Source organism: Arthrobacter sp. LAR12-1-1.1, from assembly GCF_040676555.1.
GTDB lineage: Bacteria > Actinomycetota > Actinomycetes > Actinomycetales > Micrococcaceae > Arthrobacter.
The window spans coordinates 272,119-296,623 of sequence record NZ_JBEGIG010000023.1 but is presented as its reverse complement, the minus strand read 5'-3'; the positions used below and the strand labels follow the sequence as shown (position 1 = coordinate 296,623).

Below are 24,505 nucleotides of genomic sequence, written 5' to 3'. Positions count from 1 at the left end.
AAGCAACCTGCTTATTGTCTTGGAAATGCGACTTCTCCGCACCGACCCGAACGGAACACCATGTCGCCCGAAGAGCATCCGGCACCCCCAGCGACTCCTGGCAAGAAGGCGCGGCTCAGCCGGGAGCTTGTTCTGTCCGCAGCGCTGGCACTGGTGGACGCCGAAGGACTCGACGCCCTCACCATGCGCAGGCTGGGGCACGAACTCGGGCGGGATCCCATGAGCCTGTACCGCTACGCCGCCAACCGCGCGGCATTGCTGGACGGAGTCTCAGAACTCGTCCTGAATGAACTGGCCATCATTCCCGATGACCCCAACTGGCAGGCCCAACTCCGGCGCATTGCCCACGATCTGCGGCTCCTGGCGCTCCGGCACCCCAACGTAGTGCCCCTCCTCGTGACCCGCCCCCTGTCAACACCGCTGGGCCTCCGGCCGCTGGGGACGCTGCGGCCGCTGGAGCAGATCCTGTCCCTGCTGATCGATGCCGGGTTCGCACCCGACGACGCCCTGCACGTCTACCGCGCCTACTACGGATACCTCTACGGGCACATCCTCAACGAACTGCAGGAATTCGTCGTCGACCCGGACGAAAACGAGGCCCTCCTCCGCCTGGGCCTGCACCGTTTGCCGCCGAAGGACTTCCCCCGCCTCCGCGCCCTCGCCCCCGTCCTCGCCGACTACGACGGGATGGCCGAACTGGACGAAGGAATCACCATCCTGCTCTCGGGCCTCGCAGCCCGCCTTTCACTGCCGGGGGCACCGGCCGGCCCCAGCGATCTCAGCGGGGCTTAGACAGCCGCTCCTTCGCGTGATGGCTTCCTGGCCCGACAGGCACAAGCTCGGTGGCCTGCGCGAGGCCTTCGGTAGGCATCGAGACATACATGCTCTCGGCCCGGCTCACCTGGAATGTCTCATGCCAGATGCCGACGGCGTTGGGGGCCTTTCTTGCCTGGCGGTTGAAAGCAGTCCAGGCTGGCCTGTGCTCGGACTCGGGCGCACTAGCGTAGGCATACAGCTTGTCCAGCGAGTCCCAGTACTGCACGATGACCGGCCCGCCGGCTCCGAGGGCAAATCGAAAACCACGGAGGCCGGACCCCGGCTCCCTGAAGAGTTCTGTCAGCATCCGGGGCATCGCAAGGAAGACCGGCAGCCACAGATCCGGACGCCAGGGACGGTTGATGCGCATGCCGATGAGGAAGACCACCAAATCACCGGAATGGCGGTGCGTGAAACGTCCAGCATTGATGCGTGCCATACTATTCTCCTAACTAGATACCATCACTCCCCAATATTGGGGAGTACCACTATCTAAGTCAAGGAGAATCTTTGCGCATCTCAGAGCTGGCCGCGGCCACGGAGGTTCCGGTGGCCACCATCAAGTACTACCTTCGGGAGAATTTGCTGCATGACGGCGTGCTGACGTCCGCGACCCAGGCGCGCTACGACGACTCGCATGTCCGGCGGCTGAAGCTCATCCGGGCGCTGATTGGCACCGCCGGGCTCAGCGTCAGCGCCACCCGCGAGGTACTGCTTGGCCTGGAGAATCCGCCAGAGTCCGGCCACGATCTGCTCGGAATCGCGCACCACGCGGTCACCCGGACCGCGCCGGACGACGTCGACCTCTCCTCGGCACAAAAGCTCCTGGACCATTGGGGCTGGGGCGCAGAGACATGCGACCGCGACACCCAGGCTGCCTTGGTGGCGGCCCTGCACGGGCTTTCAGATGCAGGATTCGACGCGCCGGCGGCGCTCTTGGACCGCTACGCCGCGGCAATGCAGGACATCGCGGAGGCCGACGTCGAAAGTGTTCCCACGGATTCGGCCGAGGCCGCGATGCGGCACGTGGTCCTCGGGACACTCCTGATGGAACCCGTACTCCTGGCCATGCGCCGGCTGGCGCAGCAAAGCGCATCCTTCCAGCGGCTTGGCCGGGCGGGGTCCCCCGTGCCGCCCGGCGCGGAATAGCTTGCCGGGGCGAACCCCACTGGCAGGCAGGCTGGAGACGCCTAACTGCTCTGCGGGCGCATCACCGGCGTTCTAGATGATCGGGGAGCGCCGCTCGATCAGCACAGTATCCCGCCATTGACCCGCGCTGGGCCCGTAGCTCATGCGGGCGATGCGGCTACGTCTTCCGACGACGGCGAATCCGTTCGCGAGGTGGAGCTTAAGGCTTGCTGCGTTTTCGGGGAAGATGCTGGCCTGGATAGTCCAGATTCCGCACTGTTCGGTCGACGCTGCCAAGGCCTGAAGCAGTGCGGATCCGACTCCCCTGCCGCGGGCCTCCGCGGCGACATAGACAGAGTGTTCGACCACGCCGGCATACACGGGCCGCGCGGACACGGCAGAGACAGCCGCCCAGCCAAGAATCTCACCCTCGGGCGCCTCGGCGACCAGACGGTGGCCGGGCAGCCGGGAGTTGGTGAAGCGTTCCCAGTCCGGCACGTCTGCTTCAAAGGTGGCGTGTCCCGTGGCGATTCCTTCGCGGTAGATCCCCCGGACGGCCGGCCAGTCGTCCTCGCGCATGATGCGGACCGTGACCGCAGGCTGTTCTGGCGCGGTCACAGGGTTGCCAGGAGCCCGGCCGTCTCCTCGAGCGCCCCGGGCACCAGGGAGTAGTAGGCCCACGTGCCGCGCTTTTCACGGTGCAACAGCCCGGCTTCGACCAGGATCTTCAGGTGATGGGAGATCGTAGGCTGGCCCAGGTCCAGGGGCCCGGTGAGGTCACAGACGCATGCCTCCCCTGACTCGCCGGCTTTGACGATGGAGAGCAGCCGGAGCCGGTTCGGGTCGGCCAGCGCCTTGAAGACCAGCGCTTTCTGCTTGGCCTCCTCTGCGCCCAGGGCAGGCGTTCCTGACGGCGAGCAGCAGGTTCCGTCCATGGTCGGTTCGAGGATAGGCAGGGCGTTCATGTGTCTATTATGCCCTGATATTGATAATCATCAATATATGAGCCGCAGGCCTCGGGTCGGGAGCGTCCCCGGCGCAGACTCGGTTACGGCGGGCACTGGTCGGCCCGTCGCGTGCCGGCGCAGCTTATGAGCTGGCCGGTTCGGCACTGCGCGGGAGAACGACGTCGTCCGCGATGCGGGCCGCGGCCGGGAACAGCAGGAGGAGCAGGCCAAGTCCCACTGCGGCGCCGAACAGCTGAGCAATAATGAATGGTGGAACGGATCCCGGGGCGATGCCGGCGAAGGTGTCGCTGAAGATCCGCCCCACCGTCACTGCCGGGTTCGCGAACGACGTCGAGGACGTGAACCAGTACGCCGCGCCGATATACGCGCCCACCGCAGGTGCAGCGAGGGCGCCGCGGGACGTGGCCGCAAGGGCGAAGATCAACAGGATGAGCCCAGCAGTGGCGACGACCTCACCGAGCAGATGCCCTGCGGTTGCGCGCTCCTTGGTGGAGACGGACGTGCCCATGTCAAACATGGCGTTCGCGAGAACGCTGCCACCGATAGCGCCGAGCGTCTGCGCCGCCGTGTAGACGCCCAGCTCCGGCAGGGTCAGGCCGGAGCCGCTGCGGCGGCCCAGGAGCCAGTCAACCAGGGACACCGCAGGGTTGAAGTGCGCGCCGCTTACCGGTCCGAACATCAGGATCAGCACCGTCAAACCCAGCACCGTGGCCGTGCTGTTCTGGAGCAGCTGCAGGCCGACGTCACCGGGGGAAAGCTGCTGGGCGGCGATTCCGGAGCCGACGACGATGGATACGAGCAGGCAGGTGCCGAGCAGTTCGGCCACGGCGCGGCGCCACAGCGGCGGCTGGTTTGAAGTCATGGCAACAGCTTGATCCAAAGAACTAACTCAGTCAAAATTGAATCAATGAATATTGAAGGAGTTGACTCGTTCCGAAGACGGGTAGCCAGGCACGCGGCCCTCGCTGATGCCGCGCGGCTGCGCATCGTCGACCTGCTCACCCTCGGGGATTTTTCCCCGACGGAACTGCAAGCAGAGCTGGGCATGCCGTCCAACCTCCTCTCCCACCACCTGCGGACGCTCGAAGATGCCGGCCTGGCAACGCGCAGCCGCTCCGAAGCTGACCGGCGCCGCAGCTACATCCGCCTCGCCGCCGGCGCCCTGGACGGCCTCGTTCCCGGGGCGGAGCACGGTGCCCACCGCGTCCTGTTCGTCTGCACGCACAACAGCGCCCGGTCCCAACTGGCGGCCGCCCTCTGGCAGCAGGTCAGCAACATCCCGTCAACCTCTGCCGGAACCCACCCCGCGGACCGAATCGCCCGGGGAGCCATCGAGGTCGCCCGCCGTCATGGCCTGGACCTTGCGGACCTTCCCCCGCGCACCCTGAACCAGGTGGCAGGCGAGGGCGACTTCATCGTGACCGTCTGCGACAAGGCCCACGAGGAACTGCCCGGACTGGGTGGAATCCACTGGTCGGTGCCGGACCCGCTGCGCCCGGGCACCAAAGAAGCCTTCGACAAGGCGTTCAACGACATCTCCCGCCGCATCAATGACCTTGCACCCCGCATAACCGCCGCCTAGGTCCGTCGCAGAAACCCGCCGAAAGCAAATATTGACATTCATCAATCTATAGCCCGATACTCTCTATATCGATCATCATCAATGTTCGGTTGAGAGCTTCAAACCGGGCGCAAGACTCCAGACTGTATCGCCCACTCACCTCATTGATTCCAGGAGAAACCCCGTGAGCACCGAAACCGCCAAGAAGTCGTCCGTCCTGTTCGTTTGCGTCCACAACGCCGGCCGTTCCCAGATGGCCGCAGCCTTCCTGACCACCCTCGGTGAGGGACGGATCGAGGTCCGTTCCGCCGGTTCGCAGCCCGCCGACAAGGTCAACCCGGCCGCGGTCGAGGCCATGGCCGAGCTCGGCATCGACATGTCCGCCGAGATCCCCAAGATCCTCACCACCGAGGCCGTGCAGGAATCCGACGTCGTGATCACGATGGGTTGCGGCGACGAGTGCCCCTACTTCCCGGGCAAGCGCTACGAGGACTGGGTCCTGGAGGATCCGGCAGGCCAGGGCGTGGAAGCCGTCCGCCCGATCCGCGACGAGATCAAGGGCCGCATCGAGGACCTGATCGAGTCCCTGGCCCCTGCCGCCAAGTAAGGGGCAGCACCACACGTCTGACAGATGACGGAAAGGGGGTGAGCTGAATGAACACCGGATGCTGCGGCGACGGATGCTGCGACGACGAGGATCAGGACTGCTGCTAACCCAACCCCGGCACCTGCCGGCCCACCCCGGCCGGCAGGGCCAACCGAAAACAACCGCAACACCACTACGGATGAAAGAGGACACCAATGGATTCAGCGAAGAACCTTCCCGTTGCCGTGATCGGCGCCGGTCCCGTGGGCCTGGCCGCCGCGGCCCACCTGATCGAACGCGGATTGGAGCCGCTGATCTTCGAAGCCGGCCCCTCCGCGGGTGCCGCCATCGAACAGTGGCGCCACATCCGGCTGTTTTCCCCGTGGCGGTTCAACATCGATGCCGCCGCCGTCCGCCTGCTCGAAGCCGCCGGCTGGGCGCCGCCGCGGCCCACGGCCCTGCCCTACGGCGGGGAACTCATCGACAACTACCTCGGCCCGCTGGCCGCGCTCCCGGCCATCAGCTCGCGGCTGCAGACCGGCGCCAGGGTCATCGCCGTGACCCGCGCCGGCATGGACAAGACCCACACCCGAAACCGCGAGGCCACCCCGTTCGTCGTCCGGGTCGAGCACGAGGACGGAGAAACCCGCGACCACACCGTGGCCGGGGTCATAGACGCTTCTGGCACCTGGTCCACCCGCAACCCGCTGGGTACCTCCGGGCTCCCCGCCGTCGGCGAAGACACCGCCGCGGACCGGATTTCCTCTTCATTGCCGGACGTCACCGGCCGGGACCGCGCCTCGTTCGCCGGCCGCCGTGTCCTGGTCGTCGGTGCCGGCCACTCCGCCGCCAACACGCTGATCAGCCTCGCCGACCTGGCCAAGGACGAACCGAACACCCGGATCCTGTGGGCGGTCCGCGGCGCGTCCGCCGAGAAGGTCTACGGCGGTGGCGACGCCGACGGGCTGCCCGCCCGCGGCCAGCTCGGCGCCCGCCTGCGCCGCCTCGTCGAGGCAGGAACCATCGAACTGCACACCGGATTTGGCATTGGCTCGCTGAAATCCCTCGCCTCGGGAGTAAGCGTCGATTCCGTTGACGGCCGGACCCTGGAGGCCGACGTCGTGGTGCCCTGCACCGGCTTCCGCCCGGACCTGAACATCCTGCGCGAACTCCGGTTGAACCTTGACCCGGCCGTCGAAGCACCCGTGGAGCTCGGCCCGCTGATCGACCCGGAATTCCACTCCTGTGGCACTGTCCCCCCGCACGGCGCAGCACTGCTGGCACACCCGGACAAGGACTTCTACATCGTCGGCATGAAGTCCTACGGCCGGGCGCCGACCTTCCTGCTCGCCACCGGCTACGAACAGGTCCGCTCAGTCGTCGCCGCCCTGGCCGGTGACCGCGAGGCGGCCGACACAGTCCAGCTCGAACTCCCCGAAACCGGTGTCTGCTCCTCTGACGCCGGCACCAGCTGCGACGTCCCAGCACCCGCCACTGCGTCCGAATCCTCATGCTGCGCCGCTCCCGAGCCGGTGCTCGTGGGCTTCCCCACCGGGCTGTCCCACGGACGCTCCGGCGACAGCAACTGATCCGGATTTCCTTTCCGTGAATCACATCCTTGGAGCGCCGAGATGACTGAACCCCACGAAAACCGGTATAAAACCCGCCAGAGGCTGCAGGAGAACACCGAGCTGCTGCAGCGCATCAGCAACCGTCTGGCCGACAAGTTCGCGGGCATCTTCGCCGCCGAAACCGTCGAACACTACGTCTTCGAGACGTACACGGCCATGGCCCGGACCGCGAAGATCACCACCCACCTTCCTGCCACCACCGAGCACTTCGCCAACGACCGGCTCACTGCGCTGGCCAAATCCAAGGGAGCCGTCGCCTCGGAGGTCCCCGAAGTCTTGTTTGTCTGCGTGCAGAACGCCGGCCGCTCCCAGATGGCCTCCGCGCTGTTGAACGTCGAGGCCAAGGGCCGGATCCGCGTCCGCTCCGCGGGCTCGATGCCGGCGGCGGAACTGGACCCCGGCGTCGTCGCGGCGATGTCCGAAATGGGCCTGGACCTGACCCGGGACTACCCCAAACCCCTCACCGATGATGTGGTCCGTGCCTCGGACGTCGTGATCACGATGGGCTGCGGCGACTCCTGCCCGATCTACCCCGGCAAACGCTACGAGGACTGGGAACTGGCAGACCCGGCCGGACTACCCGTTGCGGCAGTCCGGATCATCCGCGACGAAATTCACGAGCGGGTCAAGGCACTGGCCGCATCACTGCTCAGCAGCCCCAGCTCAGATAAGGAAGAATCCAACGCATGATCGATACCACGAAAACCCCCAGCGTCCTGTTCGTCTGCAGCAAGAACGGCGGAAAATCCCAGCTCGCCGCCGGACTCATGAACCAGCTTGCAGACGGGACCGTCACAGTGCACTCAGCCGGGACCAAGCCCGCCGAATCGCTGAACCCCCAGTCCGTGGAATCCCTGGCAGAACTCGGCATCGACATCACCGGCGAACACCCCAAACCCGTCACCGACGAAGTCCTGGACGGGGCCGACGTCGTTATCGTCCTGGGCAACGAAGCTAAGCTAGAGCCCCGCGAGGGCAAGCGGCTCGAGTTCTGGGATACGGACGAGCCCTCCGAACGCGGCATCGAAGGCATGGAACGCATGAACCTGGTCCGGGACGACATTAGGGCCCGCGTGCAGAAGCTGTATGCGGAGCTCACCGGGGACTAGGCATGCCCGCCCCGGCGTTATCCCGGACACTGGTCGCCGAGGGTGCACCGCGCGGCGGCCTTGCCGCGCTGTGCATCACCCAGACCACCGGATGGGGCGTGCTCTACTACGCGTTGATCGCGGCGGTCCGGCCCATCAGCCAGGACACCGGCTGGGACCCGGCCCAGGTGACGGGAGCCTTTTCCGCCGGCCTGCTGGTCTCCGCGGCGGCGGGGATCGCCGTCGGCAGGATCCTCGATCGGACCGGCCCGCGCATGCTGATGATCGGCGGATCCCTGCTCGGCATGCTTGCCCTGGTCGTGGCGGCGATGGCACCGAACCTGGCAGTGTTCATTGCGGCCTGGCTGCTGGCCGGTACCGCGCAGGCCGCCGTCCTGTACCAGCCAGCCTTCACAGTCATTAGCCGCTGGTACGGCCCGGCGAGGGTGCGGCCGTTGACGATCCTGACGCTTGTCGCCGGGTTCGCGTCCACCATCTTTGCCCCCGCCACCGCAGCCCTGACGTCCGCGTTCGGCTGGCGGGGCGCCTTCATCATCCTCGCCGGGATCATGGGACTCATCGCCGTGCCGCTGCACGCCCGCTACCTGAACCGGAACTGGGCCCCGGCCGCCCCCGGCACCCTTGCGACAGTCCACCGGGCCATGCCGCGTATCGTCCGGCGAAGCCCGGAATTCCTCGGGCTGCAGGCGCTGATGGTCCTGCTCTGCCTGGGGCTTTACACGGTGACGCTGAACATCATGCCGCTGCTCGCGGAGAAAGGCGCCGACTACGCCACGGCCGCGCTCGGTCTCGGTCTCGTGGGCGCCGGTCAGGTCGGTGGCCGGCTACTGTTCGCGGCCATCCCGGCCGGCGCCCGGCTGCAGGTCATCACCGGAACGGCGGCCTGCGCCGCCTTCCTGCTCGCTGCACTGCCGGGCCCGGTGCCGGCGCTGATCGCGGCGGGAATGCTCGCCGGCGCGGTCCGCGGTTGCCAGACCCTGCTGCAGGCCACCATCGTGGCTGACCGCTGGGGAACACAGAATCTTGGCACTTTGCAGGGGCTGTTCGCGGCACCGCTCACAGCCGTTACGGCCGTCGCCCCGGCCGCGGGTCCGCTGCTGGCGGCCTGGCTCGGCACCTACACGGGCATGGCCTACGCCATGGCCGCTGCAGCGGCCACGGCCGCCGTTCTCGCCGCCGCCGGAAGCGTTCGGAAGCTCAGGCCCTCCACGATCGGCTGAGAGATCCTCCGCCCCTGCGGCTGATCTACGCGGGACATAATGAAGGCACGTCGCCATGGATGCGGACCATTTGAGGGCCGCGGCCGGCTGAAGACCGAAGACTACGAAAGGCACATCGTGGACCCGACAAGGGAAGAGATCCTGGCCGGGTACAGCCGCGCCCGCCGCGACCTCGCCGCCTTGCTGCAGAGCGCAGCGCCCGCAGATCTCGACCGCAGGAGCGACGGCACACGCTGGACCAACGAGGAGCTGCTCTTCCACATGGTATTCGGCTACATGGTGGTCCGCGCCCTGCTTCCCCTGGTCCACGTTGTCAGCCGGCTCCCCCGCCCGGTCGGCAGGGCTTTTGCTGGCGTCCTCAACTCGGCCACCGGCCCCTTTGATGTGGTGAATTACTGGGGTTCCCGGGCCGCCGCCCGCGTCTACAACCGGCGAAGGATGAGCCGGAAACTGGACAAGACCATCGCTGCGCTCTCCCGCCGTCTCGGTCGCGAGAGTTCCCGGTCCCTCGCCAGGTCGATGCCGTTCCCCGACAGGTGGGACCCTTTCTTCACTCCGCTAATGACACGCAACGATGTGTACGCCTACCCGACACTTCATTTCGACTTCCACGCCAAGCAGTTGAGTCTTCGGCACCCGGACGCACCGGTCGAGTCCTAACATTCAAGCCGAAATAGCATGGGGTTCAGCAGCGGCCGCCCTGTGCCAGCCAACTGCCCGACGTCGGACGGGCCGCCACCCGAAACACAGAGTGGCGGCCCCAGTTCCCTACACCGAGGCTGCCGCCGGGACCTTCAGGGGCTCGATCTTGCCAAGTATGAACAGATAGTTTGCGGCGCCGATCAGTGAAACGATTCCAATGACCGCGAGCGGCGCCACGAAGGACCCCGTCTGATCCACCAGGACGCCGATCAGGATCGGCGTGAAGATGCCGGCCAGGTTGGAGGCAAAGTTCTGGAGTCCGCCAATGGATCCCACGTGCCGGGAGCTCGGGGCAACATCGGCCGGCAGGGACCAGATGCCGGTGGCGGCGACGGTGAGGCTCGAATACGCCACTGAAAGAAGCGCCAGGGCCATCCACGCCTCCGGCACCACGGCAGCGAACATGATGACCGAACCGCCGATCAGGCCACCGGCGATGGCGGTCTTGCGGACCCGGGTCACCGAGACGCCGCGCTGTACCGCACGGTCGGCGACATAGCCGGCCAACCAGCCGAAAGCGACTGCACAGATGCCCGGAATGGCACCAAAGAACCCGAGCTTGAGCAGGTCGAACCCGCGCTCCTTCACGAGGTAGCTCGGAAAGAACGTGATGAAGAAGTAGATAGCGGCGTTCAGGCAAAAGAAGCCGAACATCATGCTGAGTATGGTGCGGTACTTGAAGAGTGACCGCCACGGCAGCTTCGCTGCGCCGGCGTCGTCGCTCGCCTCGCTTCGGGCACCACCCTCCTGGATGTAGGATACCTCGGCGGCGTTGGCAGCCGGGTGTTCCTCGGGGCTGCGGTACGTCTTCCACCACACGGCGGCCCAGACCAGACCGGCAATGCCGATGATGATGAAGACCGCGTGCCACGAGGTGAACGCCACGATCAAGGTAACGATGGGCAGGGCGATGACCGCACCCACACGGGAGCCCGAATCCCAGATGCTGGTAGCAAAGGCCCGCTCCCGGACCGGGAACCAAGTGGCCACAACTTTGGCCGCGGTGCTCGGCGCCGGGCTTTCACCCACACCCAACAGGAACCGGGCGGCGAAAAGCGACCAAAAGCTCGTCGACATGGCCGTGATCATGGTGAAGATGGACCACCAAACCGCCGCAAGCGAGAACGATTTCCGCGGCCCCACCTTGTCGACGTACCACCCGGCTGCCAGTTGGCAGAAGTCGTAGGCCCAGAAGAAGGCGGCGAAGATGAGTCCCTGCTGGGTTGCGGAGAGTTCGAAGTCCTTGCCCATGAACGGCAAGGCCACGCTGAGGCTGGACCGGTCCAGATAATTGATGCTCAGCCCAATGAACGCGAGCCAAATAATCATCCAGCGTTTGCGGGTCATGGTGCGGGGCATATTGGGGGATGACTTGGGGGCGAGCTTACTGCCGAGCGCAGTCATGCGGTCTCCTTTGACATAAACATGGCTTCGGGTGCCTGGGCACCGGGATGGTCAGGCGCCAAGAGTGCCAGCACCAGAATCATATAGGAATCGGGTTAATCATATAGAGAATGTGATCCACGACAAGTCCCTTTCCGGAAAATCTTTCAGACCGCCCCCCGGCGCCCTGTGGCTTATGATTCCCACAGCGACTCCCACCACTCCACACAAAGAGGTAAACGCGTGCCCCCACGTCAATCGTCCGATGCATCCAGAGGCAAGGCGGCCGTGAGTGATGTCTACTCGGCCATGCGCGCCTCCATCCTCACGGGCGAAATTGAACCCGGCACGCGGATCAACATCGATGCCGTCGCCCGCAGCATGGGCGTCTCCCAGACTCCGGTCCGCGAAGTGCTTCAGCGACTGGAGGGCGACAACCTGGTGGTCTACACCCCAGGACGCGGCTACAGCACCACTCCCCTGCTGGACCTGGCCGAGTTGCGCTCCCTTTTTGAATTCCGACTCCTGGTCGAGCCATGGGCGGCGCGCTCTGCCGCCGTGGACCGCCTGGCCAACCCGGCCGGAGCCCTGGAAAAGGAGCTGTCGGCCTTCCGGGACCGGATGCAGAACAGCGGGGACCTTCGGCAGGACCTCGTGGCCCATGACACCCGCTTCCATGACACCATCCTCGCGGCGGCGGGGAACACGGTTGTGCGGCACGCCTTCGCGCAAACCCACTGCCACCTGCACACGTTCCGCCTCTACCCCGCAGACGTCGACGGCGCCATTACGGTAGCCGAGCACTCGGCCGTGCGGGAGGCCATCCGGACATGCCAGCCGGAACGTGCCGAGGAGGCCATGGCCGAGCACATCAGAAACTCCTTCACCCGGTTTGCCCAGGCTTTCAAGGACAACGCGGCCCTCTCTCCACTGGAGGACAGCGGACCCCCACGGCCGCACATCGTCGGCTGAAAAGAAGCCCCGGCCTGCTGGCCGGGGCTTCTTTACTCTCCGGAACACTTGATCTGGATCACCTTTCCTATATGATTACCGGAATTCATATAGGAATCGTGTCCACTCATTGAACTGATCAGAGAGAAGATATCCATGCCTTCCATCATCTCCATCCACACCCAGGACGTGCGCTTCCCCACGTCGCTGGAACTCGATGGCTCCGACGCGGTCAACGTTGACCCCGACTACTCCGCCGCCTATGTCGTCATCCGCACCGATGCGGGAGACGAAGGCCACGGCTTTGTGTTCAGCTGCGGACGCGGCAACGATATCCTCACGCATGCCATCGACGCCTACGCCCGCCTGCTCGTCGGCCGGGACATCGACGAACTCATCTACGACCTCGGCGGCGCCTCAAAGCGGCTCATCCACGATTCCCAGCTGCGCTGGCTCGGCCCGGAAAAGGGCGTCACGCAGATGGCCTGCGGTGCGCTCGTGAGTGCCCTCTGGGACATCCGCGCCCGGCGTGAAAACAAGCCGCTGTGGCTCCTCCTCAGCGAGATGCCTGCCGAGGAAATTGTCGACGTCGTCGATTTCACCCATATTCGCGACGCCCTGAGCCCGGAGCAGGCGCTGGACATCCTGCGGGCCGGCGAAGCCGGCAAGGCTGCCAGGATCGCGGCCCTCAAAGTGGAGGGATATCCCGCGTACACCACATCGCCCGGATGGCTCGGCTACAGCGACGAGAAACTGGTCAGGCTGAGCAAGAAGGCAGCCGCCGACGGCTTCTCCATGATCAAGCTGAAGGTGGGCGGTGACCTCAACGATGACCGCCGCCGCATGGCCCTGGCCCGGGCGGCCGTCGGCGACCTCCCGATCGCGATCGACGCCAACCAGCGGTGGGAAGTTTCCGAGGCCATCGAATGGGTCAACCAGCTGGCAGAGTTCAGCCCCTACTGGATCGAGGAGCCCACGAGCACGGACGACATCCTGGGCCATGCCGAGATCCGGAAGGGTGTTGCACCCGTGCGGGTCGCCACCGGCGAGGCGGTAGCGAGCCGCATCGTCTTCAAGCAGCTGCTGCAGGCCGGGGCCATCGACGTTCTCCAGCTGGATTCCACGCGGGTGGGTGGCGTGAACGAGAACATCGCCAACCTCCTGCTCGCCGCCCGCTTCGACGTGCCGGTCTGCCCGCACGCCGGCGGTGTCGGGCTGTGCGAGCTTGTCCAGCACTTCTCGTTCTTCGACTACGCGGCCATCAGCGGTACCCAGGACGGACGGATGATCGAGTACGTGGACCATCTTCACGAGCACTTCGCCGAGCCGGTCCGCATCATCAACGGCCGGTACGCCGCCCCGGAACTGCCGGGCACCGGCGCCGAAATGTTCAGCGCCTCCCGCTCCCGCTGGGAGTTCCCCGCCGGGGCAGGATGGGTGGAAGTGGGAAGCCGCGCCGCCGTCACGGGCGCGTCCCTGACCGAAGCCGGGGCGGTCCGATGACAACCACTCTTGAGGACCTCAATGCGCGTATCGATGCCGCCCAGGCCGCGTTCGAAAAGGGCCGCGCGGCCGATCCCCACACCCGGGCGTCTTGGCTGGAGGCAGCGGCCGCCGGCCTGGAGACTGACGCGGATTCGCTCGTGGAAATCGCCCACCAGGAAACGCATCTGGGCGACGCCCGGCTCCGGGGCGAATTGAAGCGCACCGTCTTCCAGCTCAGGCTCTTCGCGGCGGAAATCCGTCAGGGCGAGCACCTCGACGCCACCATCGACCACGCAGACCCGGACTGGGGCATGGGGCCGCGGCCTGACCTGCGCCGGCTCAACGTGCCGATCGGCGTCGTCGGGGTTTTCGGGGCGTCCAACTTCCCGTTCGCCTTCAGCGTGATGGGCGGCGACAGCGCCTCGGCCCTGGCCGCCGGCTGCGCCGTCGTGCACAAGGCACACGACGGACACCTGAACCTTGCGGTTCGCACGGCCGAGACCGTTATCGCCGCACTTGACGCCGCCGGGGCACCCTCCGGCCTGTTCTCGCTCGTCACCGGCCGGCCCGCGGCGGAGGCCCTGGTGGACCACCCCGCGGTCAAGGCGATCGGGTTTACGGGTTCGACGGCGGGCGGACGGGCCCTGTTCGACCGTGCCGCGGCCCGGCCCGAACCGATTCCGTTCTTCGGCGAACTGGGCGGCATCAATGCTGTTTTCGTGACCGAGGGCGCCTGGGCGGCCCGGCGAGAGGAAATCCTCAGCGGCTACGCCAGCTCCTTCACCATGGGAATGGGCCAGTTCTGCACCAAGCCGGGGCTGCTGTTTGTTCCCCGCGGACAGACCGACCTCGTCCGGCGGGTGCTCAGCGGCGCCCTGGCGGACTGCGCAGCAACCCAGTTGCTGAGCTCGCGGCTGCACGGCGGCTACAGGCAGTCTGTGGCCCACCTGCAGAGCAACGCAGGCGTCGAGGTCCTGGTGGAAGGAGACTTCGCCGAGACGCCGGCGCCGACCGTGCTTCACACGACGGCAGCTGCGGCGCGCAGCGATCCGTCGATCCTCCGGCAGGAAATGTTCGGACCGGCCAGCCTGGTGGTGGAGTACGGCGACGAGTCGGAACTCCCCGCCCTCGCGGAACTTCTTGAGGGACAGCTGACCACCACTGTCCAGGCGGAGCCCGGCGACGACGTCTCCGACCTCGCCGCGCGGTTGACGGACATCAGTGGCCGCGTGCTCTGGAACGGCTGGCCCACGGGGGTCACGGTCAGCTACGCCCAGCACCACGGCGGACCCTACCCCGCCACGACGTCCGCCACCACATCGGTGGGAACGGCCGCCATCCGCCGATTCCTCCGGCCCGTGGCTTACCAGTCGTTCCCGGAAGCGCGGCTGCCCGAACCGCTGCAGGACGCCAACGGCTGGAACGTGCCGCAGCGGGTGGATGGAGTGTGGCGGCGGCCCGTCATCACAGAGGGACTTCCCGGGAGCGAGGCTCAGCGATGAACGCACCCCTGAACATCGGCGGAGCATCTGTGCTCCCGGACGATGCAGCGCAAGCATTGCTGATCGGCCGTGTCTGGGACGTTGAAACCTCGGGACCCCGGGTGGTCGCGGTCCAGGAGGAGGGGGTGTTCGACCTTCACCAGCTGGCCGGTACGGTCTCTGAGCTCCTCGAACGTCCCGATCTTGTGGCGGACGTGCGTGCTGCGATGGATGCGGCGCGCTGGAAGACCGCCGACGTCGTCGAAGCATCCCTGGCGCAGGACCCAACGCGTCCGCACTTCCTGGCGCCAGTGGACCTCCAAGTCATTAAGGCCTGCGGCGTCACCTTCGTGGACAGCATGATCGAGCGCGTGATCGAGGAGCGTTGCGGCGGAGACGCCAGCAGGGCCACAGAGATGCGGGAACTGGTGGCCACCGCCCTCGGCGGCAGCATCGGCGCAATCCGCCCGGGCTCCCCGGCGGCGGCCGAGACCAAAAAAGTCCTGATCGCGGAGGGCCTCTGGTCGCAGTACCTGGAGGTGGGCATCGGACCGGACCCCGAGGTCTTCACGAAGGCCCCGGTCCTGTCCTCGGTGGGGCTCGGCGCGGGAGTCGGGATTCCGTCTTTTTCCGCATGGAACAACCCCGAGCCGGAACTGGTGCTCATCGTCACCTCGGCCGGTCAGGTTGTGGGCGCGACGCTTGGCAACGACGTGAACCTCCGGGATGTGGAGGGCAGGAGCGCCCTGTTGCTGGGAAAGGCGAAGGACAACAATGCATCCAGCGCTTTGGGCCCACTGATCCGGCTGTTCGATGACGGGTTCAGCCTGGAAACGCTGCGCCAGGAAGAGATCCTGCTGCGTGTCGAGGGCCAGGACGGCTATTCGCTGGAGGGCCGCAACTCGGTGGCCAGGATCAGCCGGCCGTTCGAAGAACTCGTGGCGGCGACTTTCGGGAAGCACCATCAGTACCCGGACGGGTTCGCGTTGTTCACAGGCACGCTGTTCGCCCCCAACCAGGACCGGGATGAGCCGGGGCAGGGGTTCACCCACCACATGGGAGACGTTGTGACGATCCGCAGCAGCCATCTCGGGGCCCTGATCAACCTCGTGGGCGCTGCGGAAGAGTTGCCGGAATGGTCCTTCGGGCTGCGGCAACTGTTCGGCTATCTGCAGTCCCAACAGCATGTTCAAGCCGTATCCCTCGGCGGCCGGTAGCACGTCCCGCCCGTCCGAAAGCCCAGGCTTGACCTGCTAGGAGGGGCCAGCGACGGCGGCCGCGCACCCGGCGCGCGGCCGCCGTCTTGAGAGAGGCGCAGCTATATGTAAGTATCTGCGTATGAATGCAGATAACAATGCCGGCAACCTTACCGCGGACAGCCAGTACGTTGAACTGGCTGTGGAGGTTTTCGCCATGCTGGCCGACGCCACCCGGGTCAGGCTGATCCTGGCCCTGCGCCACGGCGAGCTGCCCGTCAACGTGCTCGCCGAAAAGGCGGGGAAATCGGCGGCTGCGGTTTCCCAGCATCTGGCCAAGATGCGGCTGGCGCGCATGGTCGCCACCCGGCAGGAAGGCACCAAGGTCTACTACCGCCTGCAGGACGGGCACGCCTGGCAGCTTGTGGCCGACGCAATTCACCAGGCCGAACACACCCTCGGCACAGCTCCGCATCACACCATCGCTCCGCACAGCCTCAAGCGGGAGGCCGGCGCATGAACCAGCCGATGCATCCCCATCCCGGCCACGACGTCCACCGGCACACGCACGCTCACTCTGAACACGGCGCTGGCAAGGGCGACCTTCAAGCTCACGACGACGACCACCACCACGGCCCGCACGGGCATGTTCACGCGACCGGGTTCAAGGGGTGGCTGCAGGAGCTCTTCGTGCCGCACTCCCATGACTCGGCCGACTCGATCGACTCAGCCCTGGAGAGCAGCTCGCAGGGCATTTGCGCCGTCAAGGTATCCCTGCTCGGGCTGGGGGCCACGTCGCTGTTCCAGCTGGTCATCGTGCTCGTCAGCGGCTCCGTGGCATTGCTGGCGGACACGGTCCACAATTTTTCCGATGCCCTGACCGCCGTGCCGCTGTGGATCGCTTTTCTGCTCGGACGCCGCCGCGCGACCCGGACGTTTACCTACGGGTTCGGCCGTGCCGAGGACCTCGCAGGGCTGTTCATCGTGGCGATGATCGCACTCTCGGCCGTCGTGGCCGCCGTCGAATCCCTCCGCCGCTTCTTTGAACCCCAGCCGGTCCAGAACCTGGGCTGGGTGCTCGCCGCCGGGCTGGTGGGCTTTGCCGGCAACGAACTCGTCGCGATCTACAGGATCCGCGTGGGACGACGGATCGGCTCCGCCGCGCTCGTGGCCGATGGCATTCACGCCCGCACCGACGGGTTCACCTCACTGGCCGTCGTCGCCGGAGTCATCGGCATATGGCTCGGGTTCCCCCTCGCGGACCCGATCGTGGGCCTGCTCATCTCCGCAGCAATCGCCGTGCTGCTGTGGGGAACCATTCGCGACATCGGGCGCCGGCTCATGGACGGCGTCGACCCGAACCTGACGGACCGCCTGGCAGCAGTTGTCACCGCCCACGCCCCCGAGGGCGCAACGTCCCGGCTGCGCTGGTCCGGCCACCGGCTCCACGTCGAGGTCTCCATCCCCATGACCGCGATCACCGCTTTAGGGGAACTTGCCACTCTCCACGACGAAATCGACCACGCCACCCGCCACGCACTCCCGAACGTGGGATCCGTGACAATGGTGCCCACGTTCACCCAGTCAGGGCCGGTCTAAAGCCTGCACGTCCGGCCCTGCACCCCGGCCGCTCCGAATCACTTTCAGAGACCACGAACAGAAGTGACCGCGGCTTCCCGCGGCTTCGGCCCGTGATCGGGTGCTGATTGATCTGTCCGGCTGGGCGAATCCGCGAAGGGTGCCCGGCTGGAACATTTCAGCGTCGAGGCGATGGCACGGACTGTCGGCCCTGGGTCCGGCGGCGGCCGGCAACCTCCCCACTGTCAGCGAAATACCAGTCGGATGGACCGTTGACCGGCGACACTCACCGATATATCGTTAATTATCGCCGAAGGATCGGCGACCATCAGTGAGATTCAAGTGAAGTGGAAGGACGATGTTGTTATGAAAGGCAATCACGACGACAAATTAACGGACGGCGGACCCGCGCTGGGACGCTTCGGGCGCGGCAGGAGCTGTCGCGGACCCCACGGACACGGCGGATTCGGGCCGGGCCGCGGGTTTGGGCCGGGTTTCGGGCCAGGATTCGGACCGGGTTTCGGACCGGGATTCGGTCCCGGCGGTTCGCGGCGGGCCAACAGGGGCGATGTTCGCTCCGCGATTCTCTCCCTCTTGGCCGAATCACCGTCCAACGGCTACGGCCTGATCAAGACAATTGCCGACAAGACGTCGGGAGCCTGGCGTCCGAGCCCGGGCTCCGTCTACCCGACGCTCCAGCAGCTCGTTGATGAGGAGCTGATCGCGCCCGTGGGTGACGGACGGCGCACCGAGTTCACCCTCACCGACGCGGGCAAGGCTTACGTGGCCGATCACGCCGAGGAGCTGGGGAACGCGTGGAACACCGATCCCCAAGGATCCGGGCCGGCGTTTCACCAGAGCGTGGGAAAGCTCATGGGAGTCATCCACCAGTTCCGCTTCTCGGCGACCGAGGAACAACGCACTGCCGCCATGGAAGTAATCGATGACACCCGCCGCGCGCTCTACCGCATCCTCGCCGACTAACACCCCCGTTTACGGCCCCGAGTTCCATGCGTTGGCTTCGGGCGCGGCCCCCTGCCAATGGTGCCAATGGCCCCTCCCGCAAATGACCCGGCAACAATATAGTTAGAGCCACACCCCGCAGCGGGAAAAGAGCGATGATGCGCGGAATAGGCAGGCGCCAATCTGGCGGGCGCGGAATAGGTCTGATCGGGACCGTGTATCTGGCCATCGGCGTCGTGGTCGCCGCCACCCACGGCTATCTAGTGGCCTGGAACATTCCCGGCAACATTGTGGAAGGCCTGGCGGCAATTATCCTCTGGCCCCTTGTAGCCATCTTCGGAGTGGATCTGCATACCCTGATCGCTTGATCCTGACAGGTTTCCCAGGGCCGCACGGTGGCCCCGGACCGCCGCAAATGGTGTCGGGTCATCGCCCCCACTTTCGGCACATCTGTCCCTACAATTAACTGTGGCCTCCATGGCATTCACGTCGCGGGGGCGACCAAATAAGGAGGATCATCATGGGCCTGGGTGACAAGATCCACAATGCCGCCGAGAAACTCCACGGCAAAGGCAAAGAGACGGCCGGCAAAGCCACCGGCGACGACAAGATGAAGGCAGAGGGCAAAAGCCATCACGTCAAAGCAGACCTGAAGCAGGCCGGCGAAAAAGTCAAGGACGCCTTCAAGAAACACTGAAAACAGGCCTCCGGAGGGCGGAGGTGCGATCCGTATCGCACCTCCGCCCCGGCCTTTTGACCACACAATCCAAGGACTTTCCCTAACGGAGCAGGTCGAGTGCCTCAAGGAGCCGCCCGACCGAGCCGCCGAGGTTCCACTCTTTGGCGAGACGCTCAAGATCGGCCCGGGAACCGCCGAGGACTGGGTGCAGTTGCGCGCCGGCCTCCTCGAGCGTCGGCAGTTCCAGGTCCCGCACGATCTTCACGACGGCGGGCGCGACCGCGAGGTAGTCCGCCGCCGCGGCGAGCTTCGACCGTACGGATGCGGAGAGCCCGCTTTCTGCGTCAGCGGCAGCCGCGAGCAGCCCGTCAAGCGTGCCGTACTCCCCGAGCAGCGACGCGGCGGTTTTCTCGCCGATGCCGGCGACGCCCGGCAACCCGTCGGAGCTGTCGCCGCGCAGGGTCGCGTAGTCGGCATACTGCCCGGGCAGCACGCGGTACTTGCCGACGACGACGGCGTCGGTCAGGACTTCGAGGTTCTTCATGCCGCGCGCGGTGTAGATCACCTGCACGTGGCGGGCGTCGTCGACGACCTGGAAGAGGTCGCGGTCGCCCGTCACCACGTCGACCGGAAGCTCGGCGTGGCTGGCGTAGGTGCCGATGACATCGTCGGCCTCATGCTCGACAGCCCCGACGACGGCGATGCCGGCGAGCCCGAGCACCCGGCGGATCATCGGAATCTGCGCCTCGAGCGCGTCCGGCACGATCTCCACATCGGGGGCGTCGGCCACCACCTCGGCAACTCGATGCGATTTGTAGCTCGGGATGAGGTCCACCCGCCACTGCGGACGCCAGTCGTCATCCCAGCACGCAATGAGGTGCGTCGCGCCGTAGTCGGTGGTCAGCCGCGCGATCATGTCGAGCAGCCCGCGGACGGCGTTCACCGGGGTGCCGTCGGCACGGCGGATGGTGTCGGGTACCCCGTAGAACGCGCGAAAGTACAGCGACGCGGTGTCGAGCAGCATCAGACGGTCGGTCATAACTGATCCTGACACGGAAACGTCGCGAATCAGGAACGGAGGCGCAGGCCGCGAAGCTTCTTCCCTGCCTTGCGGGCTTTCTTCTCCGTTTTCCGGGCAATGCGTTCTTCCATCTCCAGCAAACCCTGGAAGCCGAGGTCAGTGTCGGCGGTCAGGTCCGGGGTGGCCGCCAGTCTCCCCAGCAGGGCTGTTGCCATGACGCTGTCCTGATGGTCGCCGAGGACTGTCTGGAGCCGTCCAGCGGACTTCGTGAGTTTGACGGCGCGTTTGCCGTGGATTTCCGTGACCGATTCGCCCGCGTGGCGCAGGCGCTTGGCATCCTTTCGCACCTCGTGCAGCGCCGTGTCGCGGGAGGTCCGGCCGGCGGAGCGTTTGACGGCCCTCCGGGAACGCTCCACCCGCTCTGCTGCCCTGTTGACCAGCTTGGCCGTCACTTTGCGCGCCGGGCGGAAGGCGCGAGGCTTGGCAGGCGGGTGGTCCCGGAACTCCTCAAGGGAGCCAAGAAGACGGAAATAGCGAGCGGTCCCGAGGGTCTTCAGGACGTTTCTGTAACCTGCGTTGTGGGCTGCGACCAACTCCTGTTCGATCATCTGGTTCAAGGAGCCGGACCTCTGTTTTTCGGGGAGTTCCATGACGTGCCGGCGAAGCCGCTCCAGCATGACTTCGGCATCGCGCGCCGGACCCAGGATCTGGCCCAGCCACTTCAGTTCAGACTGGAGTTCCCGGACCGCTGAGCGGTTGAAGAGTTTGCGATAGGTGGCCAGGGCTGAGCGCGCCCGGCGGGTCGCGGACCGCATCTTGTGGACGGAATCCGGTGTCCCCAGCCGGACGCCGGGATCATTGGCGATGAAGTCTTCGATCCTTGCGTCGAGATAGGCCGTCACGACGTCGACTGCCCGTCCTTTCTTCCGGGGTTTTCCGGCCCGGGGGCCGAGCCCGGCTGGCCACGCATCGCCAAAAGTGCGGGCAAGTTTGGAAGGAAAGACGGAGTGGCTCGCTCCCGTGGACGTCAGGGTTTCGGCGGCAGCGTCGAGGAACTCCCGGGGTCCGTGGACGAGTTCGAGCTCCCATTCACGCCAGTCCAGGGCCGGCCCTGGCGGCTGCAGGGCCTCGGCATGGACAACGTCGTCGGCGAAGTCGGCCAGGTGCTCACCGCCGGGTCCGTAGAGCCGGTAGGTGGTGCGTCGCGTACTCAGCCGGGCGACGGGCACCAGTTCATCGCCCCGGGTGAATACCTGCAGATGATCGGACAGTTCTTCCGGTACGGTCTCCGGCTGGCCCAAGGGTGCGTGGATTTCCTGCCGCTGGTCCGTGCCGGCGGGAAGCTTGAGGTGCCAGCCCTCATCCGTTCCCCCCGTGCGGCGCCGCAGGGTCAGGCGCCGTGCGGCGAGGGCCAGGGACCGGGTGTCGAAGTACACAGCCTCAAGATGATCCGTCGTCGGCTCCGCGACGTGGTCCACACCCTCGATTTCCCGCAGGTCTGGAAGCGCTGAGGAGGTTTCGGCGTCGTACTTTTGTTCCGTTTCAAGTTTTCCGGTGGTGTCCATGGCAGGCCCCCTCTACTGGCACCGCTGGAACATGGACTTGATCCTCGGGCGGGCGTGTCCGGCCGGTGCCTTGGCCTGTTGCGCCCAGCCCGATTCTAGGCCCGGGGGTTGCAGCCAGACCAGTCATCAGTGCAGGTCAGCTGAGCGGCCCCGTCCTGATAGGCGTAAGCTATCTATGCTTCCGCGCCCCACGCTTGGCCGCCCTCGGGCGTGATATCCGGGGCGGCCGGAGCCCCAGGACCGGACCGGTGAAGGAGCTGGCGTGGACACCCGGAAGCTGAAGTATTTTCTGGCCGTCGTTGACCACGACGGATTCAGCCGCGCCGCGGAGCACCTGCTCATCGCCCAGCCGTCCCTCTCACAGACCATCGCGGGCCTGGAAAAGGACCTGGGGGTGCCGCTCTTTCACCGCATAGGCCGCCGTGCGGTGCTCAGCGAAGCGGGCAAGGAACTCGTCGGGCCGGCCCGGCTCGTCATGCGGGACCTCGATGCCGCGCAGTCCGCGGTGCAGGCGCTGCGGGGCGTGCGGAGCGGGCGGTTGGACATTGTCACCATGCCCTCCCCCGGCATCGAGCCGCTGACGTCGATGATCGCCGCGTACACCCGGGCGCATCCGTCGGTGCGGCTTAACGTCAGTGCCGCGTTCACGCCCGAGGAGGTCGTTGAGTCCGTCCGCAGCGGCAGCACCGAGATCGGCCTGGCCGGATCCCCAAACCCCGTCCGGGTCCCGGGCGTCCAGGTCCTGGAGCTGGAGCGCCAGCCGCTGATCCTCATCGTCAACCCGCAGGCGGACACGTTCGGCCCGGGGCCGGCGATTCAGCGTGAGGATTTGGGCGGGCACAGGCTGATCGCCAGCCAGCGCGGATCCCTGATGCGCTGGCTGGTCGATGATGCGCTGGCCCGCGGCGTCAACACTGAAATCGTGGTGGAGGTCGCGCACCGGACCTCGATCCTGCCGCTGGTCCTGGCCGGGGTGGGCCACGCCGTGATGCCCTCATCGTGGGCGCCGCTGGCGCACAAGTCAGGGTTGCGGACCCTGCTGATCGAACCGGTGTCCCATCTGGACGTCGCCATCCTGAGCCGGAAGGACGGCCTGACGCCCGCCGCCAAGGCCTTCCTGGCGGTCGCAGAGCTGCATGTGGCGGCAGCCACGGGCACGCAGGCCGTCGACCAATAGGTTGAGCCTATTTACCGTATCGAATCTTGGTCTTGGACGGCGGCTGGTGCCGGACCGTCTACTTGAAGAGGACAAGCAGTGTGACGCTGCTAACACACTCAACGAGGAGGTAGGCACATGAGCGCCACCCAGAAATTCAGCATCGCTTCAATCCCCGCCGACGGCGTCGGCAAGGAAGTTGTCTCCGCCGGCCGCCGCGTCCTGGATGCCCTTGCCGAGAATTCCGGCGGCAAGTTCGCCTTCGAGTGGACCGAGTTCCCGTGGGGCTGCGGCTACTACGAAAAGACCGGCCAGATGATGGACCCGAACGGCCTGGAAGTCCTCAAGGACTTTGACGCCATCTACTTCGGTGCCGTCGGCTGGGAGAACGTCCCGGACCACATCAGCCTCTGGGGCCTGCGCCTGAACATCACGCAGAACTTCGACCAGTGGGCCAACATCCGCCCGGTGAAGTTCCTGCCCGGCGTCCGGTCCCCGCTGCGCAAGGCCGATCACACCGAGCTCGACTGGATCGTGGTCCGCGAAAACAGCGAAGGCGAGTACGCCGGCCTGGGCGGACGGAACCTCAGCGGCCGCGGCCCCGGCAACGAGGTGGCCCTCCAGACCGCCCTGTTCACCGAAAAGGGCTGCGAGCGGATCATGCGCTTCGCCTTCGACCTCGCCCGGACCCGCACGGTGAAGAAGGTCTCCTCCGTCACCAAGTCCAACGCCCAGCAGTACGGCATGGTCCTCTGGGACGAAACCTTCCAGCGAGTGGCCCTGGACTACCCGGACGTGGCCACCGAAAGCGTCCTGGTCGACGCCATGAGCGCCAAGTTCATCCTGCACCCGGAAGACCTCTCCGTCGTCGTCGCCTCGAACCTGAACGCGGACATCCTCTCGGACCTCGGCTCGGCCCTGGCCGGGAGCCTCGGCCTGGCGGCCAGCGCTAACCTGAACCCGGAACGCCGCTTCCCGTCCATGTTCGAACCGGTCCACGGCTCCGCGCCGGATATCGCCGGCAAGGGTATCAGTAACCCGATCGGCGCGATCGCCAGCGCCGCCCTGATGCTGGACCACTTCGGCCTGCACGAGGAAGCCCGCCGCATCGAGGCCGCCATCGAACAGACCACGGCCGCCGGCCACCTGACACGCGACGTCGGCGGCGAAGCCAACACCGATGACGTCACCGACGCCATCATCAAGGCCCTCGCCCACACCCTGGCCGCCGTCTAGCCAGACCACGTTCGGGCGGGCGGCGCCGCGCACCGTCGCCGCCGCCCGCCCGGCCCAGCTCTTTCATTCTTCAAACACCACCGGCAATCA

Annotated in this window: 27 protein-coding genes; 20 read left to right on the top strand and 7 right to left on the bottom strand. The window is 66.3% G+C overall.

Features of this window, described 5'->3' with window-relative positions; genetic code table 11:
- Window positions 1–60 precede the first annotated feature (60 nt).
- Window positions 61–792: a TetR/AcrR family transcriptional regulator C-terminal domain-containing protein gene (locus MRBLAR12_RS14255; RefSeq protein WP_229993581.1), complete on the top strand. Its 732-nt coding sequence runs from the start codon at window positions 61–63 to the stop codon at window positions 790–792.
- Here the strand turns inward: MRBLAR12_RS14255 and MRBLAR12_RS14250 are convergent.
- Entirely contained in the window at window positions 779–1,255 is a 477-nt protein-coding gene (locus tag MRBLAR12_RS14250) for a DUF4188 domain-containing protein (RefSeq protein WP_229993580.1), read from the bottom strand. The genes MRBLAR12_RS14255 and MRBLAR12_RS14250 overlap by 14 nt on opposite strands.
- Before the next feature lie 71 nt (window positions 1,256–1,326).
- On the opposite strand from MRBLAR12_RS14250, the gene MRBLAR12_RS14245 reads away from it, so the two are divergent.
- Window positions 1,327–1,965: a MerR family transcriptional regulator gene (locus tag MRBLAR12_RS14245; RefSeq protein WP_229993579.1), complete on the top strand. Its 639-nt coding sequence runs from the start codon at window positions 1,327–1,329 to the stop codon at window positions 1,963–1,965.
- Window positions 1,966–2,037: 72 nt separating this feature from the next.
- Here the strand turns inward: MRBLAR12_RS14245 and MRBLAR12_RS14240 are convergent, their stop codons facing one another.
- The 3 genes from MRBLAR12_RS14240 to MRBLAR12_RS14230 form a co-directional block, all read right to left on the bottom strand.
- On the bottom strand, window positions 2,038–2,523 hold the full coding sequence (locus MRBLAR12_RS14240; protein WP_364747068.1) for a GNAT family N-acetyltransferase: 486 nt from the start codon (window positions 2,521–2,523) through the stop codon (window positions 2,038–2,040).
- Window positions 2,524–2,558: 35 nt separating this feature from the next.
- Window positions 2,559–2,909: an ArsR/SmtB family transcription factor gene (locus MRBLAR12_RS14235; protein ID WP_229993578.1), complete on the bottom strand. Its 351-nt coding sequence runs from the start codon at window positions 2,907–2,909 to the stop codon at window positions 2,559–2,561.
- 124 nt (window positions 2,910–3,033) lie between these two features.
- Window positions 3,034–3,774, bottom strand: coding sequence for an aquaporin (locus tag MRBLAR12_RS14230; RefSeq protein ID WP_229993577.1), 741 nt, complete (start codon window positions 3,772–3,774; stop codon window positions 3,034–3,036).
- A 45-nt stretch (window positions 3,775–3,819) separates the two neighbouring features.
- Here MRBLAR12_RS14230 and MRBLAR12_RS14225 point away from each other — a divergent pair, with 45 nt between their 5' ends.
- From MRBLAR12_RS14225 to MRBLAR12_RS14195, 7 genes are all read left to right on the top strand, one after another.
- Window positions 3,820–4,494 (top strand): helix-turn-helix domain-containing protein, encoded by a 675-nt coding sequence (locus MRBLAR12_RS14225; RefSeq protein WP_364746771.1) that lies wholly within the window; start codon window positions 3,820–3,822, stop codon window positions 4,492–4,494.
- A gap of 163 nt (window positions 4,495–4,657) precedes the next feature.
- Window positions 4,658–5,080 carry an arsenate reductase ArsC gene (locus tag MRBLAR12_RS14220; RefSeq protein WP_364746769.1) on the top strand — a complete coding sequence of 141 codons (423 nt, stop codon included), beginning with the start codon at window positions 4,658–4,660 and terminating at the stop codon, window positions 5,078–5,080.
- A 194-nt stretch (window positions 5,081–5,274) separates the two neighbouring features.
- On the top strand, window positions 5,275–6,648 hold the full coding sequence (locus MRBLAR12_RS14215) for an FAD-dependent oxidoreductase (RefSeq protein ID WP_229993574.1): 1,374 nt from the start codon (window positions 5,275–5,277) through the stop codon (window positions 6,646–6,648).
- Window positions 6,649–6,690: 42 nt separating this feature from the next.
- The gene (locus tag MRBLAR12_RS14210) at window positions 6,691–7,380 is read left to right on the top strand and encodes an arsenate reductase ArsC (RefSeq protein ID WP_364746767.1); all 690 of its coding nucleotides are present in this window, start codon (window positions 6,691–6,693) and stop codon (window positions 7,378–7,380) included.
- Entirely contained in the window at window positions 7,377–7,799 is a 423-nt protein-coding gene (locus MRBLAR12_RS14205) for a low molecular weight phosphatase family protein (protein ID WP_229993572.1), read from the top strand. The genes MRBLAR12_RS14210 and MRBLAR12_RS14205 overlap by 4 nt, the downstream gene beginning before the upstream one ends.
- Window positions 7,800–7,801: 2 nt before the next feature.
- Window positions 7,802–9,019: an MFS transporter gene (locus MRBLAR12_RS14200; RefSeq protein ID WP_364746765.1), complete on the top strand. Its 1,218-nt coding sequence runs from the start codon at window positions 7,802–7,804 to the stop codon at window positions 9,017–9,019.
- A 117-nt stretch (window positions 9,020–9,136) separates the two neighbouring features.
- Complete coding sequence (locus MRBLAR12_RS14195) at window positions 9,137–9,679, top strand: DinB family protein (RefSeq protein WP_229993570.1); 543 nt, start codon at window positions 9,137–9,139, stop codon at window positions 9,677–9,679.
- A 108-nt stretch (window positions 9,680–9,787) separates the two neighbouring features.
- Here the strand turns inward: MRBLAR12_RS14195 and MRBLAR12_RS14190 are convergent, their stop codons facing one another.
- Window positions 9,788–11,125, bottom strand: a complete 1,338-nt coding sequence (locus tag MRBLAR12_RS14190) for an MFS transporter (RefSeq protein ID WP_229993569.1) — start codon at window positions 11,123–11,125, stop codon at window positions 9,788–9,790.
- Between the two features lie 267 nt (window positions 11,126–11,392).
- Here MRBLAR12_RS14190 and MRBLAR12_RS14185 point away from each other — a divergent pair, with 267 nt between their 5' ends.
- The 9 genes from MRBLAR12_RS14185 (at window position 11,393) to MRBLAR12_RS14145 (ending at window position 19,455) form a co-directional block, all read left to right on the top strand.
- Window positions 11,393–12,076 (top strand): GntR family transcriptional regulator, encoded by a 684-nt coding sequence (locus MRBLAR12_RS14185; RefSeq protein WP_364746763.1) that lies wholly within the window; start codon window positions 11,393–11,395, stop codon window positions 12,074–12,076.
- Between the two features lie 135 nt (window positions 12,077–12,211).
- Window positions 12,212–13,558, top strand: coding sequence for an enolase C-terminal domain-like protein (locus tag MRBLAR12_RS14180; RefSeq protein ID WP_364746762.1), 1,347 nt, complete (start codon window positions 12,212–12,214; stop codon window positions 13,556–13,558).
- Complete coding sequence (locus MRBLAR12_RS14175; RefSeq protein WP_364746760.1) at window positions 13,555–15,042, top strand: aldehyde dehydrogenase (NADP(+)); 1,488 nt, start codon at window positions 13,555–13,557, stop codon at window positions 15,040–15,042. Before MRBLAR12_RS14180 ends, MRBLAR12_RS14175 begins: the two co-directional genes overlap by 4 nt.
- Window positions 15,039–16,238, top strand: a complete 1,200-nt coding sequence (locus tag MRBLAR12_RS14170) for a fumarylacetoacetate hydrolase family protein (RefSeq protein WP_364746758.1) — start codon at window positions 15,039–15,041, stop codon at window positions 16,236–16,238. Before MRBLAR12_RS14175 ends, MRBLAR12_RS14170 begins: the two co-directional genes overlap by 4 nt.
- A gap of 121 nt (window positions 16,239–16,359) precedes the next feature.
- Window positions 16,360–16,737, top strand: coding sequence for an ArsR/SmtB family transcription factor (locus MRBLAR12_RS14165; protein WP_364746756.1), 378 nt, complete (start codon window positions 16,360–16,362; stop codon window positions 16,735–16,737).
- Window positions 16,734–17,816: a cation diffusion facilitator family transporter gene (locus MRBLAR12_RS14160; RefSeq protein ID WP_364746754.1), complete on the top strand. Its 1,083-nt coding sequence runs from the start codon at window positions 16,734–16,736 to the stop codon at window positions 17,814–17,816. Before MRBLAR12_RS14165 ends, MRBLAR12_RS14160 begins: the two co-directional genes overlap by 4 nt.
- 345 nt (window positions 17,817–18,161) lie before the next feature.
- The gene (locus MRBLAR12_RS14155; protein WP_229993563.1) at window positions 18,162–18,779 is read left to right on the top strand and encodes a PadR family transcriptional regulator; all 618 of its coding nucleotides are present in this window, start codon (window positions 18,162–18,164) and stop codon (window positions 18,777–18,779) included.
- A 134-nt stretch (window positions 18,780–18,913) separates the two neighbouring features.
- Window positions 18,914–19,126, top strand: coding sequence for a hypothetical protein (locus MRBLAR12_RS14150; RefSeq protein WP_364746752.1), 213 nt, complete (start codon window positions 18,914–18,916; stop codon window positions 19,124–19,126).
- A gap of 152 nt (window positions 19,127–19,278) precedes the next feature.
- Window positions 19,279–19,455, top strand: coding sequence for a CsbD family protein (locus tag MRBLAR12_RS14145; RefSeq protein WP_229993561.1), 177 nt, complete (start codon window positions 19,279–19,281; stop codon window positions 19,453–19,455).
- Window positions 19,456–19,537: 82 nt separating this feature from the next.
- Here the strand turns inward: MRBLAR12_RS14145 and MRBLAR12_RS14140 are convergent, their stop codons facing one another.
- Together MRBLAR12_RS14140 and MRBLAR12_RS14135 are read right to left on the bottom strand one after the other, a co-directional pair.
- Window positions 19,538–20,476 carry a 5'-3' exonuclease gene (locus tag MRBLAR12_RS14140; RefSeq protein ID WP_229993560.1) on the bottom strand — a complete coding sequence of 313 codons (939 nt, stop codon included), beginning with the start codon at window positions 20,474–20,476 and terminating at the stop codon, window positions 19,538–19,540.
- Window positions 20,477–20,505: 29 nt separating this feature from the next.
- Window positions 20,506–22,023 (bottom strand): CYTH and CHAD domain-containing protein, encoded by a 1,518-nt coding sequence (locus MRBLAR12_RS14135; protein WP_364746750.1) that lies wholly within the window; start codon window positions 22,021–22,023, stop codon window positions 20,506–20,508.
- Window positions 22,024–22,285: 262 nt separating this feature from the next.
- Between MRBLAR12_RS14135 and MRBLAR12_RS14130 the strand changes: the two genes are divergently transcribed.
- Entirely contained in the window at window positions 22,286–23,200 is a 915-nt protein-coding gene (locus MRBLAR12_RS14130; RefSeq protein WP_364746748.1) for a LysR family transcriptional regulator, read from the top strand.
- 117 nt (window positions 23,201–23,317) lie between these two features.
- Window positions 23,318–24,415 (top strand): tartrate dehydrogenase, encoded by a 1,098-nt coding sequence (locus MRBLAR12_RS14125; RefSeq protein WP_364746746.1) that lies wholly within the window; start codon window positions 23,318–23,320, stop codon window positions 24,413–24,415.
- Window positions 24,416–24,505: the final 90 nt, after the last annotated feature.

What these genes read in the sequence shown, in the direction of transcription:
- MRBLAR12_RS14255 (WP_229993581.1), top strand. Translation starts at nt 61, where the DNA reads ATGTCGCCCGAAGAGCATCCGGCACCCCCAGCGACTCCTGGCAAGAAG.
- MRBLAR12_RS14250 (WP_229993580.1), bottom strand. Translation starts at nt 1,255, where the DNA reads ATGGCACGCATCAATGCTGGACGTTTCACGCACCGCCATTCCGGTGAT.
- MRBLAR12_RS14240 (WP_364747068.1), bottom strand. Translation starts at nt 2,523, where the DNA reads ATGCGCGAGGACGACTGGCCGGCCGTCCGGGGGATCTACCGCGAAGGA.
- MRBLAR12_RS14235 (WP_229993578.1), bottom strand. Translation starts at nt 2,909, where the DNA reads ATGAACGCCCTGCCTATCCTCGAACCGACCATGGACGGAACCTGCTGC.
- MRBLAR12_RS14230 (WP_229993577.1), bottom strand. Translation starts at nt 3,774, where the DNA reads ATGACTTCAAACCAGCCGCCGCTGTGGCGCCGCGCCGTGGCCGAACTG.
- MRBLAR12_RS14225 (WP_364746771.1), top strand. Translation starts at nt 3,820, where the DNA reads ATGAATATTGAAGGAGTTGACTCGTTCCGAAGACGGGTAGCCAGGCAC.
- MRBLAR12_RS14215 (WP_229993574.1), top strand. Translation starts at nt 5,275, where the DNA reads ATGGATTCAGCGAAGAACCTTCCCGTTGCCGTGATCGGCGCCGGTCCC.
- MRBLAR12_RS14210 (WP_364746767.1), top strand. Translation starts at nt 6,691, where the DNA reads ATGACTGAACCCCACGAAAACCGGTATAAAACCCGCCAGAGGCTGCAG.
- MRBLAR12_RS14205 (WP_229993572.1), top strand. Translation starts at nt 7,377, where the DNA reads ATGATCGATACCACGAAAACCCCCAGCGTCCTGTTCGTCTGCAGCAAG.
- MRBLAR12_RS14200 (WP_364746765.1), top strand. Translation starts at nt 7,802, where the DNA reads ATGCCCGCCCCGGCGTTATCCCGGACACTGGTCGCCGAGGGTGCACCG.
- MRBLAR12_RS14190 (WP_229993569.1), bottom strand. Translation starts at nt 11,125, where the DNA reads ATGACTGCGCTCGGCAGTAAGCTCGCCCCCAAGTCATCCCCCAATATG.
- MRBLAR12_RS14180 (WP_364746762.1), top strand. Translation starts at nt 12,212, where the DNA reads ATGCCTTCCATCATCTCCATCCACACCCAGGACGTGCGCTTCCCCACG.
- MRBLAR12_RS14175 (WP_364746760.1), top strand. Translation starts at nt 13,555, where the DNA reads ATGACAACCACTCTTGAGGACCTCAATGCGCGTATCGATGCCGCCCAG.
- MRBLAR12_RS14170 (WP_364746758.1), top strand. Translation starts at nt 15,039, where the DNA reads ATGAACGCACCCCTGAACATCGGCGGAGCATCTGTGCTCCCGGACGAT.
- MRBLAR12_RS14165 (WP_364746756.1), top strand. Translation starts at nt 16,360, where the DNA reads ATGAATGCAGATAACAATGCCGGCAACCTTACCGCGGACAGCCAGTAC.
- MRBLAR12_RS14160 (WP_364746754.1), top strand. Translation starts at nt 16,734, where the DNA reads ATGAACCAGCCGATGCATCCCCATCCCGGCCACGACGTCCACCGGCAC.
- MRBLAR12_RS14155 (WP_229993563.1), top strand. Translation starts at nt 18,162, where the DNA reads ATGAAAGGCAATCACGACGACAAATTAACGGACGGCGGACCCGCGCTG.
- MRBLAR12_RS14150 (WP_364746752.1), top strand. Translation starts at nt 18,914, where the DNA reads ATGATGCGCGGAATAGGCAGGCGCCAATCTGGCGGGCGCGGAATAGGT.
- MRBLAR12_RS14145 (WP_229993561.1), top strand. Translation starts at nt 19,279, where the DNA reads ATGGGCCTGGGTGACAAGATCCACAATGCCGCCGAGAAACTCCACGGC.
- MRBLAR12_RS14140 (WP_229993560.1), bottom strand. Translation starts at nt 20,476, where the DNA reads ATGACCGACCGTCTGATGCTGCTCGACACCGCGTCGCTGTACTTTCGC.
- MRBLAR12_RS14135 (WP_364746750.1), bottom strand. Translation starts at nt 22,023, where the DNA reads ATGGACACCACCGGAAAACTTGAAACGGAACAAAAGTACGACGCCGAA.
- MRBLAR12_RS14125 (WP_364746746.1), top strand. Translation starts at nt 23,318, where the DNA reads ATGAGCGCCACCCAGAAATTCAGCATCGCTTCAATCCCCGCCGACGGC.